The organism is Furfurilactobacillus entadae, from assembly GCF_045862745.1.
Taxonomy (GTDB): domain Bacteria; phylum Bacillota; class Bacilli; order Lactobacillales; family Lactobacillaceae; genus Furfurilactobacillus; species Furfurilactobacillus entadae.
In genome coordinates this window covers 86,187-99,358 of sequence record NZ_BQXN01000001.1, presented here as the reverse complement: position 1 = coordinate 99,358, position 13,172 = coordinate 86,187, and the positions used below count along the sequence as shown (strand labels likewise).

General features: G+C 44.3%; 12 protein-coding genes. All 12 read right to left on the bottom strand.

Going from position 1 to position 13,172, the window contains the following annotated elements; all coding sequences use genetic code 11:
• Positions 1-72 precede the first annotated feature (72 nt).
• The 12 genes from ACKTR5_RS00550 to ptcA all read right to left on the bottom strand — a co-directional run bounded on the left by ACKTR5_RS00550 (position 73) and on the right by ptcA (position 13,144).
• Entirely contained in the window at positions 73-315 is a 243-nt protein-coding gene (locus tag ACKTR5_RS00550; protein ID WP_407878284.1) for a hypothetical protein, read from the bottom strand.
• Between the two features lie 12 nt (positions 316-327).
• On the bottom strand, positions 328-549 hold the full coding sequence (locus ACKTR5_RS00545; protein ID WP_407878283.1) for a hypothetical protein: 222 nt from the start codon (positions 547-549) through the stop codon (positions 328-330).
• A gap of 235 nt (positions 550-784) precedes the next feature.
• A complete protein-coding gene (thiD, locus tag ACKTR5_RS00540; RefSeq protein WP_407878282.1) occupies positions 785-1,576 on the bottom strand; it encodes a bifunctional hydroxymethylpyrimidine kinase/phosphomethylpyrimidine kinase in 792 nt (263 codons plus the stop codon).
• 70 nt (positions 1,577-1,646) lie between these two features.
• Entirely contained in the window at positions 1,647-2,969 is a 1,323-nt protein-coding gene (gene potE / locus ACKTR5_RS00535; protein ID WP_407878280.1) for a putrescine-ornithine antiporter, read from the bottom strand.
• A 62-nt stretch (positions 2,970-3,031) separates the two neighbouring features.
• Positions 3,032-5,197, bottom strand: a complete 2,166-nt coding sequence (gene speC / locus ACKTR5_RS00530; RefSeq protein ID WP_407878279.1) for an ornithine decarboxylase — start codon at positions 5,195-5,197, stop codon at positions 3,032-3,034.
• 281 nt (positions 5,198-5,478) lie between these two features.
• The gene (locus ACKTR5_RS00525) at positions 5,479-6,468 is read right to left on the bottom strand and encodes a LacI family DNA-binding transcriptional regulator (protein ID WP_407878278.1); all 990 of its coding nucleotides are present in this window, start codon (positions 6,466-6,468) and stop codon (positions 5,479-5,481) included.
• A 114-nt stretch (positions 6,469-6,582) separates the two neighbouring features.
• Complete coding sequence (locus ACKTR5_RS00520) at positions 6,583-7,374, bottom strand: MurR/RpiR family transcriptional regulator (protein ID WP_407878277.1); 792 nt, start codon at positions 7,372-7,374, stop codon at positions 6,583-6,585.
• Between the two features lie 4 nt (positions 7,375-7,378).
• Entirely contained in the window at positions 7,379-8,476 is a 1,098-nt protein-coding gene (gene aguA, locus ACKTR5_RS00515) for an agmatine deiminase (protein WP_407878276.1), read from the bottom strand.
• 142 nt (positions 8,477-8,618) lie between these two features.
• Positions 8,619-9,563 carry a carbamate kinase gene (gene arcC / locus ACKTR5_RS00510; RefSeq protein WP_407878275.1) on the bottom strand — a complete coding sequence of 315 codons (945 nt, stop codon included), beginning with the start codon at positions 9,561-9,563 and terminating at the stop codon, positions 8,619-8,621.
• A 9-nt stretch (positions 9,564-9,572) separates the two neighbouring features.
• The gene (gene aguA / locus ACKTR5_RS00505) at positions 9,573-10,667 is read right to left on the bottom strand and encodes an agmatine deiminase (RefSeq protein WP_407878274.1); all 1,095 of its coding nucleotides are present in this window, start codon (positions 10,665-10,667) and stop codon (positions 9,573-9,575) included.
• A complete protein-coding gene (locus ACKTR5_RS00500; RefSeq protein ID WP_407878272.1) occupies positions 10,667-12,070 on the bottom strand; it encodes an APC family permease in 1,404 nt (467 codons plus the stop codon). Before ACKTR5_RS00500 ends, aguA (ACKTR5_RS00505) begins: the two co-directional genes overlap by 1 nt.
• Before the next feature lie 45 nt (positions 12,071-12,115).
• Positions 12,116-13,144 carry a putrescine carbamoyltransferase gene (gene ptcA, locus ACKTR5_RS00495; protein WP_407878270.1) on the bottom strand — a complete coding sequence of 343 codons (1,029 nt, stop codon included), beginning with the start codon at positions 13,142-13,144 and terminating at the stop codon, positions 12,116-12,118.
• Between the last annotated feature and the right edge of the window lie 28 nt (positions 13,145-13,172).

The following is a 13,172-nucleotide window of genomic DNA, read 5'->3' as shown; positions in this document are numbered from 1 at the left end:
AAAAGGCCATGTTCGCATGAACATGGCCTTTTGTTGGATCCGAATATAAAAATAATTGCACTAGCAGAAACATCAGGATTGCTTTAAGACATTAATGAAGAACGCTGGCATACCGGGATAACGGATGTCCAAACTACTCAGACTCCATAGTTCATAGGTCCGCCCATCAACATCAATCGTTGGTCCAGCATTATGAAGAATTTCATCATAAGCGGCTTCACTAATGGCATAGCGATGATCAATGACTTCAATGCCGTTGCCAGCAACTGTCCCTATACAGGTGTAATCGCCAACTTGAATGGTTACCTTCTCCATTATTCACCCTCCCTAATCTGAAAATGCTGCGATAACAGGAATTTCGTGGATATGGAGCATGCAATGATCGTTGATCACCTTTTCAACCACTTGGACCTTATCGTCAGATGTTACAATGTCAAATTGATAAAAGTCACTTCCAAGTTTACGTGTTGTTACTTTAATGGCGCCAATCTGCGGTAATGTCACTTCTGTCTCATCGTTAATAATTGGCTTAAATGCTGAAATTTCCATAACCCCTCCTCCTTAACATCAATGTTGTTCAAATAAATTGTAGCACACGATTGTGAATGATAACACATGTGCGCTATATGCTTGTATACATGCTATTATTCAAAAATATTATTAAAAATAAATATTAATCAATTTTGCGCGTCAAATAACGGCTTACCAAAGACAAATAAAGTCCAGCGTTTGTCAGACTATATCTGACAAACGCTGGACGCTATTTGAGCACTGAATATCCTCTTCAATAACTAAGTGCTTTAACTGCTTTACTAACTTGAACAGCTGATTTTAATGCTACTGTTACGAACTCTTTAGCATCTCGTAATGCCATTTCAACATTATCATTCTTCGCCAAACCAGCCGCAACAAGCGCAGACAATGTATCCCCGGCACCAACATTTGTAACATCTTTAATGTACTCGCCTGTTAACCAGAAGTCGTCGCCATTTTGAAGCAACACATAATCATGAATCACCTGAGGATTTTCCGATTTATGTTCTCCCGTAATAAAGACATTGCGAACACCTGAACCGCGCAATTCATTTGCTGCATGGATCAAATCCTCGTCTGAATTAATCGGAAATCCGACTAACGCTTCAGCTTCCTCAACACTTGGCGTAATCACGCTTGTAATCGGCAGTAACCGTTTGACGTACTGCAAAAGCGTCTGCTCATCTAATATCAACTTATGATTTTCATTAAAAAGGAATGGGTCAAGGACAACCGGGCCAACAGCACCATCAGAACAAGCTCGTTCAACAGCAATAATGGATTCTAAGTTGGGCAAGCTGCCAATTTTACACGCTTTAATATCGAAATTTCGAAACACTTCACCAAATTGTCGAGTGATTGCTGTTCCTGGTAACAAAATTTCTGCTTCTAACGGATTTAAACCCTCGGTAACAACTCCAGTAATAATTGATACTCCATAAACAGAGCGGTGATTAAAAGCAGCTAAGTCTGCCTGTAAGCATCGGTTTCCAAGTGTCTGTACGCCCGTTACCGTCAGAACTGGTGTTTTTTTATCAGCCAACTTTACACCTCCTTTGAACCACAAAGAGAATGAATCGAACCTAATCGACCCACTCTTCTCTATCGTTTAACTACACCTTGGCTTCATTTTTTTCTAAGTCATATTTATGAGATACAAAGCCATATAAGGTCCAGCCCACAAAGGTTACAAGCGCACCGTAGGCAAGTTCTTCAGCACCGACTGCGTACAATGCATACAAACTGTAGATTGATGCAATCGTTGCAATAATATTTGTCGTCCGTCGGGCAGACGCCGTAACTCCTGCGTCGAGTTGCATTGTCTTAAGCGCCCCCATTGATAGCAGGTATGGAATAACATTTGTAACCACCGCCAAATTAACTAAGATTGTAAATTGTTTAGAAAGTGATGGACTAATTGTCATTAAGGCCAATAACGATTGCAAACATGTAATAATGATCATCCCAACCAGGGGAGTTCCATTACCGATAGTCTTACCAAAAATCTTCGGGAAATATCCTTCATGTGCAGAGCTACGGAACACTTCTGCAATTGTAAATTGCCACCCCAGTAAGGACCCAAAACATGAGATAATCATTAATCCCATAACAATATTCCCAACCATTGGCGTAAACATTTGGCTAAAAGCAACCCCAAATGGTGCGTTTGAAGCGGCTAACTTTGCATTTGGTACGATTCCTTGCATAACGTTGGTTGAAATAATGTACATAATTGCGGCACCAATCGTCCCACCAAGCACAGCAATTGGCACGTTCTTCTTTGGATTTTCAACGGAATCCATGTTTGCAGAAGCAGATTCCAATCCCAGAAAGGCCCACAAGGTAATGGAGATTGACTGACTAATCCCAGTGAAAAAGCCCATGTTGTGTGGGTTCCATGAAGCGGCGTATAGATGCCCACTAAAGTAGAACCACCCACCAATCGAAATGACCAACACTGGAATAATCACGCCCCAAACCGTAAACGTACTAATCCGGCCAGTGATTCGTGCACCACCAAAGTTAAGAACCGTTGCTAACCACAGAGTGATAATTGTAGCAATGGCAACTTCAACTGGTGACATGTGCAGCTTAAACAGCACATCCAAGTACCCAACCGCTGAAATCGCAATCGCAGCATTGGCAATGACTAGTGACACCCCGTACGTATAGTTGGCCATGAAAGAACCAGCTTTTCCATAAGAATATTCGGCATAACCACCCATCCCACCAGAGTGGCGAGTGTACATTCCAGCTCTAGAGAATGCATAGGCTAAACACATTGCGCCCCCGGCGGTTACAATCCAGGATAAGATTGACATCGTCCCAACTTGCGCCAAATTAGTTGGGAGCATAATAATCCCAGAACCCATCATATTAATGGCCGTTATGATGGTTAATTGAACCACACTCATTTTTTTCTTTTCTTGTGCCATGACGTTTCCTCGATTCCCTTATTTAATGAAAAGCATGATTATTTAACCATGCTTTTCTGGTCCTATTTCTTTTCGGCGTCATACGTGTAACCGTATGCTGTTGTCTTGCCATTTTCATTTTCGAAATAGACACCCTGAATTTCAGGTGCAAATCCTGGGAAACGATTAATTCCTTCTTCCAAAATCAAGAAGTACGTCTGGGCAACTTTACTCCATTTTTCACCTGGGACAACACAGAAGATACCAGGTGGGTAAGGAAGCGCACCTTCAAGTGCAATTTTACCTTCAATATCTTTCAATGCGACTAGTTTTGCATTGTTGTGCAATAATTCAACGTTAGCATCATATGGTGTCATTGCCTGTTCTGGGAAGTAATCTGCTAAGAACATTTCTTTTTGATATTCCTTAGCATTGTTACCCTTGTAGAAGTCGTGTAATTCTTGACAAAGTTGACGAATCGTATAATTTGCATAACGTTCTTTGTTTTGTTCGTAAAGTGATGGTAAAACGTCTTCCAATGGAGCGTCTTCCTTCACTAATGATTCAAACTTAACAATTTGAGAAACTAAGTTATCCATCTTAGCTGGCGTTTCTGCTGGAGTCATTAAGAATAAGATGGAATTAAGATCGTTCTTTTCAGGAATAATCCCGTGCTCGCGTAAATAATTAGCTAAAATCGTAGCAGGAATTCCGAAATCTTCATATTCTCCGGTCTGAACGTTAATTCCTGGTGTTGTTAACATGAACTTGTTTGGATCAACGAAGTATTGATTGTCTTCATAACCGTCAAAGGCATGCCACTTAGCACCCTTTTCAAAACGCCAGTAATCAATATCTTCAACAATCTTCTCTGTGTCAGCGTCTTCCCAGTTCTTCCCATTGACAACTGGTGGAACAAACGGACGGATCATGGTTGCGTTCTTCATCAAGCTCTTCCGAGCATTAACCGAAGTAACCAATGCATCATGCCAAAGCTTCTTTCCGGCTTCTCCTTCTTGCATCTTTGCATTTATGTCGAGCGTTGCAAACAATGGATAGAAAGGTGATGTTGAAGCATATTGCATATATGCGTTATTGAAACGTTTATGATCGATATAGCGCTTCTGACCCTTAATGTGAGAATCTTTTTTATGGATTTGTGAGGCCTGCGAGAACCCAGCTTGTTGTTTATGTGTTGATTGAGTAACCAAGATACCAGGATCTTCAGGTCCTAAGTCTAGCAACAGTGGTGATGAATCACGCATCATTGGAATGAACTGTTCGTAACCAACCCAGGCGGAGTCAAAGAGAATGTAATCACACAGGTGACCAATTCGTTCAACAACTTGCTTAGCATTATAAATGGTACCGTCGTAAGTCCCCAATTGAATAACAGCTAACCGGAATGGCCGTTTTTGTTTAGCCTTTTCTGGGTCGACTTTAGCAGCCTGCTTACGAATATAGTCTTCATCAAAGTCACGTGAGTAAATTCCACCAATAAAGCCATAAGGGTCACGAGATGTTTCTAAGTAAACTGGGCGACCACCATCTTTAACCAACGCTGCATTGTAAACAGATTTATGGTTATTCCGGTCAAATAACACAAGATCATCAGGAGCAATTGCTGCTGTAATCGCAATGTTATTTGAGGTTGTCGTTCCATTCATAACAAAGTATGTTTTATCCGCATTAAAAACCTTTGCTGCATGCTTTTCAGCTGCCATTGCAGGGCCTTCATGAATCAGTAAATCCCCTAAATTAACATCAGCGTTACAGATATCTGAGCGGAAGATATTTTCGCCAAAGAAATCATAAAATTGACGGCCAGCCGGATGCTTTCTGAAATACTGTCCTCCTTGATGTCCAGGACAGTCAAACTGAATATTACCACGGCCAACATAGGATTTTAATTCCTTAAAGAATGGAGGTAACACGCCTTCTTCATATTTTGCTGCAGCTGCTTCAATTTCACGATTATATAGTTGGTGATCATATTTGTTATTTAAGTCCAAAATATGATAAATCTTTGCCATCATTCCGGCATCAATTGTGGCATTTTCATCTGCAAGTACAAATACAGGAACACCAAACTTGGTGTCATTAACTGCATTGATAGCATCAACTTCCGTTGACATTACCACTACTGCTGCTGAGTCAACAAAATCAGTATCTAACGCTGAAACAATTTCACGATCCGTTTCAAAATACTGCATTGCCTGCTCAGTAGACGCTATCTTCATTTGATCCATGTTAATCGTCCTCCTAAGAATAAGTGCAAGTAAACCTCTAGTAAAAATTACTACAACTTATTTTTACAACAAACATTGAATGACAACAAGGCTTTTTGAAAACGCTTTTATTTTACCTAGATTTTACATTTATAAAATTCGAAGAGTGCTTTGTTAACACGGCGTTACTAGACATTCCATTGCCGTAAGCGTTTTCATCGTTTTCTAATTTTTACTCATTTTTTACCAAATAAAAAGCCCCGAGTTTTTAAATAAACCCAGAGCATTAAAGATTGATAAATTTATATATGTTTTATACTACCTCTCTTTTTAAGAACGACTTTAAACTGTCTTTTATTGCCTTCTGTTGAGTTTTTAGTTTGAAATAGCTCATTCGCAAGTGCTTTCCCGATTTCTTCAAGCGGTTGGTGAACCGTTGACATCTCAGGTTGAACATACCTCGTTAATTCAATATCATCAAAGCCCAAAATAGAAATATCCTCTGGCACTCTTTTACCATGAGCAAGTAATCCACGGTTTAACCCAACAGCCAATTCATCGGAAAATGCAAAAACAGCAGTCACACCACTATCAATAACTTGCTTTGCTGCATCGAACCCACTCACTTTTGATTCATCACGTTGTTCAAAAAATAGCGACGGGTTTAAATCCAAATGATATTCTTTTAACCCATTAGTAAAACCTGTAATTCTATGGAGTTTACTTTCACTATTACCTTTTTTCATTAATAAAGCGATTTTACGATGACCGTTATCTAATAAATACTCGGCCGCTTTGCTACCTGCCTCTAACTCATCGATTGCAAAAGTAGATTCCGAATCTTGTTCTGGGTCCATAATAGCCGTCGGTAGCCCTGTGTTTATCAATAAAGTTTGGACATAGGCCAAATCAATATTGTTTCCACAAACGATAATCCCATCGACTGGACGTTCCATAAATTCATTAATGTGATATCCGATACCCTTAGAATCATCTGAAAATTCTACTGACAGCTCTGCAAAATGCGCTTTCACTCCTAATTGAACACCCTGAATCAGTTCACGATAATACGGACTATCCAAATCAGGGACAATCATTCCAATCGTAATTTTAGCCTCAAATGGTTGATCGCTATTTGTATTGTGATAGCCCATTTTTTTTTGCAACCCTAAGACCTTTTGGCGGGTGACTGCACTAAATCTATCACCTTTTCCATTCAAAATTTGTGACACAGTAGTTACAGAAATTCCAGCTGCTTCTGCAATATCAGTAATCGTTGTTTTTTTAGGCATTATTTTAACCTCAGTCATCGATTTTAAAATCTATACTCTTTTACCTTTTCTTTATAATAAGTCAGCTTCCAGTAAAAAAATAGCACAAATATTTTACTTATCTATTTAGACCACTTATATTCCTTGATCCTCCAACCATTGGTACAAAACTAATTCCATTAGGACCACTGCACTCACGCGTGAAGTGATGGTTGCCCCTTGCGGACCAGTAACCTCATCAACAAAGGTGTATAGGTTGGCATCACTAAGGTTCTGAATCGCGTTATTATCTGCACCTGTGATGGACATAATCATGGGATGTAACGGTCGGTGATCCGTTAATTGCTGAATGAGGCTGATGAACTCTGGTTCTTCACCGCTGTAATCAATGATTAACACAAGGTCTTCAGGTTCAATGTGCCCAATGGCCGCCTTTCTGTATAAGCGATCCGATGGAAAGACCACGTTAAATCCGGCCAGCCGGTATTGATCCGCAATGTAATGGGCTGCCCCTTTACTAATACCGGTCGCAAAGATGAACAGTGTATGCATGGTGTTCATCTTTGCGGTGATTTGGTGCAGCAGTTCTGGCCGCAAGACGTGAACGGTTTCCTCGATGTTTTTTAGGTATTCTTCACGGTAGTTCTTTTGTGGCACAACAAACTGCGTTTCAGGATGCGCGGTTTGAGTCATGACGGCATCGCGCGTGGTGAATTTCAGTACGGTGATGAGTTCACTGTAACCAGAAAAGCCAATTTTACGAACGAACCGCAAAAAGGTGGCCGTGGAGACAAAGCACTTGGCTGAGACTTCACGGATCGACATCCCCTTTACATCGTTCATATTTTTCACGATGTAATCAAAGAGTTTCCGTTCATTATCGGTGAGGCTTTTCAAATGCGCACTCGCAATTTCAAAGAAATTCATGTATTTAACCCCCAAACGCTGCGGCATCTGGCCGCGTGTGCACCACTGTATGAATGTTGCCACCACCTAAGATCATTTCCCGTGCATCAAACCCAACAACGCGCCGGTCCGGAAAACACTCGGCCAATGTGGCCTTGGCGATCGCGTCCTGTTCATCGTCAAATTCGGGCACGATGATCATGTCATTGACCGTCACAAAGTTGACGTAACTGGCAAAGAGCCGTTGTCCCGCTAACCGTGGTAACAATCCGTTAATTGGATCAATCCCCTGACTTTCTACTTGTGTCACGTGTTGAGCAGCTGGCATGGTCAGGTGATGAATGACCAGTTTCCGCCCCTGTGCATCACGAGCGGCTAACAGGGTTGTCTCCGCTTCTCGAACAATGCTGTACATGGGATCGGCCTCATCCTCCGTCCAGGTCAACACCACTTCGCCTGGCCGAATGTAGTTCAGCATGTTATCAATGTCCCCGTTGGTTTCATCCAGAAAGTAACCGTGTTTCAACCAGATAACGGTGCTGATCCCCAACTCCTGTTTTAACCCAAATTCAACTTCTGCCTTGGTGAAGCCAGGATTCCGGCCTTCTGATAACAACACATCCTCCGTCGTGATCAGCGTGCCTTGACCGTCTGTCATGATGGCACACCCTTCGATAATTAACTCATGGTTCACGGTGTACGGCACCCGGTTTAACTCCGCCAGCTTTTGTCCCAACAATTGATCATTTGCCCACGGAAAGTACAAGCCATCCAGCAAGCCGCCCCATGCATTAAACCCGAAGTCCGTTGCGGCCAACCGCCCGTTTTCATCGACGTACACGGGCCCAGTGTCCTTAACAAACGCATCGTCAGCGCTCATTTCCACCACCCGGACCCCTTTTGGTAACCACTTTCGGGCGTTAAGGTACTGTTTGTTCGAAACCAACATTGTTACCGGTTCAACTTCATTAATCAAGCTTGCCAACCGTGCAAAGGCTGCTTGAGCGGGCTTCCCACCGTTACGCCAGTTGTCTGGTCGTTCCGGCCAAATCATGTACGCATCTGCCTGGCGCTCGAACTCGGCCACCATCCGTCTGGCAGTCGTTTTCATCACGTTCTTCATAAGAACCCTCCTGAACTTTCCTGATAAATTAAGCATACTGGACAACTGCCCATAAAAAAAGAGTTGATTCAACAATCCCATGACCATGGCTTAACTGTGTCACCACCGCCATTACGGATTGCATCCTCAACTCTTTTACAAACTATTTACTAATGATGGTCCCGGAACCGTCTGTCAAAAAGGCTTCCACGTTATCCAAGGATGTGATCACAGCTTTTCCGTTCGCACTGTGCGCCACAAAGTCATTGGCTGCCTGAATCTTTGGCAACATGGACCCGCGGGCAAACTGACCTTCTTCAATGTAGGCTTCCAGTTCACTCACCGTAACATCCGTGAGTGCTTTTTGGTCAGGCTTATTGAAGTTGACATACACGTTATCGACCGCTGTCAACACGATCAGCAGGTCTGCGTCAATCAACTCAGCCAGCTTTTCAGACGCAAAGTCCTTATCAATAACGGCTTCACGACCCACATAACGGTTACCGTCCTTCACAACGGGCACCCCACCGCCACCAACGCTGATGGGAATGATGCCGTCATCAACCAAATGGTTCACAACGTCGGCTTCCACCACGTTGATTGGCTTCGGTGAGGGCACGACCCGCCGGAACCCACGACCAGCATCCTCAACAAACGTAAAGTCTGGGTGCGCAGCTCGCTGATCCGCAATTTCATCAGCCGTGTAAAACGGACCGATTGGCTTTGACGGATCCGTAAAAGCGGGATCAGTTGGTGAGACTTCCACCTGGGTGACCACCGTTGCAACAGATTGGCTTAACCCCTGTTCAGTCAACGCTTCATTTAATGCGTTTTGTAGCCAGTAACCAATGCTCCCCTGGGTCATTGCGACCGCAGTATCAATGGGCATTGCGGGGTTAGTTGCCGTCGCACCGGCCGCCTGTTGGAGTAACAGGTTCCCGACTTGCGGACCATTCCCGTGGGAAACGACCAGTTGATCACCCTGTGCCACAAAATGAACGAGGGCCGCTGCCGTTTTCCGAAGTGCTTCTTGTTGGGCCTGTGCGCTGGCGTCATCCGTTAAGATGGCGTTTCCGCCCAGAGCAACCACGATTTTTCTACCTGCCATTGCCGTCACCTATGCCTTTGGAATTTGTTGCGTAATGCAGTGCACGTTCCCACCACCGAGGAGGATTTCACGAGCGGGAACCCCGACAACTTTGCGGTCAGGATAGAGTTCTTCCAGAACCTTTTGGGCATTTTCATCCGCTGGGTCACCAAACGTTGGGAACACGATCCCGCCGTTAGCCGTGTAGTAGTTCACGTAGCTGGCAGCCAACCGGTCGCCGGCTTGACGCGGTAACGTTCCGTCAACGGCGTCAACCCCTTCACTTTCCGCTTGCGTGATGAGAACAGGCTTTGGCACAGCCAACTTCACAACCTTGATTTTACGACCCTTTGCATCCGTTGCGTTTTCAAGGATGTCCAAGTTTTCCTTTGAAATCTTGTATTGAGGGTCGTTTTCATCATCGGTCCAGGCTAAGGCAACCACACCAGGACGAACAAAGTTAGCAATGTTGTCCACGTGACCGTTAGTTTCATCGTTATAAATCCCGTTCTTCAACCAGATGACCTTTTCCAGGTTCAAGTGTTCTTTCAGGACTTCTTCGATTTGTTCTTTTGATAATTGAGCGTTGCGACCCTTCGAAAGTAAACATTCTTCGGTTGTGATCAGGGTACCTTCCCCATCAACGTGAATCGAGCCACCTTCAAGGATAAAGTCATCCAAACGGTACCGGTCAACGCGCTCTTGTTCAGCCATCTTTTGGGCCACGCGGTCATCTTTATCCCATGGGAAGTACAACCCATCAACCAGGCCGCCCCAAGCATTGAACGTCCAGTCAACGGCCCGCAAGCCACCTTTGTCGTCCTTCACAAACGTTGCACCACAGTCACGAACCCATGAATCATCACTGGAAATTTCCACAACTTCCACCTGATCAGGCAGCATGGTCCGGGCGTTTTCGTACTGGTCGTCATTGACCCCAACCGTGACGTGTTCAAATTGAGAAATGGCTTCGGCAACCTTCACAAACATGTGCTGGGCGGGTTTGGCCCCGTTGCGCCAGTTATCCGTCCGTTCTGGCCAGATAATGTACACACCCGTGTGTTCTTCAAATTCACCGGGCATCCGGTAACCATCTTGTTTAGGTGTACTTGTTAAAGTTTTCATTATTCAACATGTTCCTTTCCGTTACTCGTTGGTTTTACCATTGCTTGATCTTCTTTATGTTCAGCAACCCGGACCACGATTTCACCGATAACCACCGCAACAATTGTGCCAATTAAGATTGGGAGTTTATTGCTAAGTTCATCGCTAGACCCGTTTAACGGCAGAATTGATAAGAGAATTGTGGCAATCAGGAACACTTCAGGCACCCAGGTCATGATGTTGATCATCACTTTACCACCAGGAACCTTAAACGGCCGTTCACGGGCAGGGTCACTCTTCCGTAATTTCCAGAATGCTGGGAACATCATCGTGTAAGACAGCAGTAAGGCAACCACGTTTAGGGCGAAGAAAGCCCAGAAAATGTTTTGATTAGGAATAAATGGTGAGGCAATGACCAAAACAGAGGCCACGATGCCGTTTAGATAACCCGTCCCAACGGGCATTCCCTTTGCGTCTTCCTTCCCAAAAATGGCGGGCAAGGAATGGTCTTTGGCCGCATAATTTGCGACGTAATTGACCCCGAGCGCCCATGAAATCATTTCGGACGCCAAGATGTAGAGGAACATGATTCCAATGATGATAACAAACCAGTTCATGTGGCCAATCATCAGAACGAAACTATCAATCAAACCAGATGAAGCAGACAGCTTGTTTGTTGGAATGGCGGCACCCATCCCAAAGGCTGCTAATAGATAGAAGAAAGCGATCAGAATCCCACCATAAATGATGGCTTGGGGAATTTGTTTCTTCGGGTTGTCCATGTCGTCAGCCATGGTGGCAACGACCTCAAACCCTAAGAAGTTAAAGATAATGACGGACAGATTGCTTAGACTAGACAGGTTCAACTTCGGGAGTAAGTTTGTCCCACTGAAGTTGTTGGCACCCCCCTTTGTCACTGCAAAGTAGATGCCCATGATCCCCAAGGCCAGAATCGTAAAGATTTTGGCAAACGCGGCGAGGTTCATGATCCATTTGCTCTCACTAACTGGCTTGTTTCCTAGTGTTACCACCGTCCAGACAAACCCCAGTTGAATGATGATCTGCCAGAAGACGTTTAAATGCAGACCGAAGATTTGGGCGGCCACCTCGACGAACAACACCGCCAAACTCGCCATCCACAACGGGTAGTTCAGCCAATATAACCAGGCTAACCGACCGCCCCATCGGCGACCAAATGCTTGTTTGACCCAGTCATACAAACCACCATCGCCAACGTAGGTCGTTCCTAATTCTGACGAGATCAACCCATACGGGATGAAGAAGAGAATCAGAAGGAAGATCCACCAAAAGAATTGTGATGGTCCAATGGCGGCAGCCGGTGCGGCGGATTCAACCACCAACACGACCACAACGGCCATCAGTACGGCATCAAAAAGCCGGAATTTTTTCTTGTTTGTATTCATCGTGCGTTCCTTTCGTTGCCACCCCTACGGCACTAGGCAAGTAAACTATGCTTGTTCGTTAACTTGGTGAGCAAGCATGCCGTCAATTTCACTCTGGAACTTTTCAGCATCTTCCTTAGAAGCATGCTTCATCAGTGGGTTCAACAAGTAAGTGAAGATGGCACGCATGGCAGTCTTCCGGTTGCCGGCTTCTTCCCAAGCAAGTGAGTAGTCAGCGTCGATCACTTCGTCAGTGACTTCTTCACCACGGGTTGCTGGCAGACAGTGTAGGAACTTAACGTCCTTTGAGGCTTTGGCAACTAAGTCAGCGTTTACTTGGTACTTAGGGAAGAAGATGTGCATCCGTTCGTCCTTTGGTAATTCGGATTCGTACAAGCCGTACCAAACGTCAGTGTAAATGAAGTCGGCATCCTTCATGGCTTCGTCAGCGTCCTCAGTAATCAGAACAGAACCACCAGAAACTTCGGCATTCTTCTTACCAATTTCCAGTTCTTCAGGCTTGATTTGGAAGCCCTTTGGTCCAAATTGAACAAAGTCCATGCCCATCTTTGTTGCCATAAACATGGTTGAAACACACACTTGAGTAGCGTCCCCAACAAAGACAATCTTACAATCGCTCAACTTCTTACCAGCTGGTAAGTGTTCGCTCATGGTGATGATGTCCCCTAATTCTTGGGTTGGGTGGTTGTAGTCACTCATGAAGTTAACAACGGGAACTTGTGCAAACTTACCAACTTCGGCAACCGTCTTATGACGTTCAACACGGGCACCGATGATGTCCACGATGTTTCCTAACACGTGAGATGTGTCTTCGATAGTTTCGTGACCACCCAATTGGATTTGACCAGGTGCCAAGTATTGGGCATGGCCACCAAGTTCGGTCATAGCTGCTTCAGCGGATGTCCGGGTCCGGGTTGATGATTGTTCGAAGATCATCCCAAGGGTCTTGTTCTTCAAAACTTGTGGGTAGTAGCCGGCGTTGATGGAAGCTTTCAATTTAATTCCAAGATCGATCATGTATTGAATTTCTTCCTGGGTGTAAGTGTTGGTGTCGATAAAATCACGTTTTTGCATAATGACTAACTCCTCTGAATAATTTATT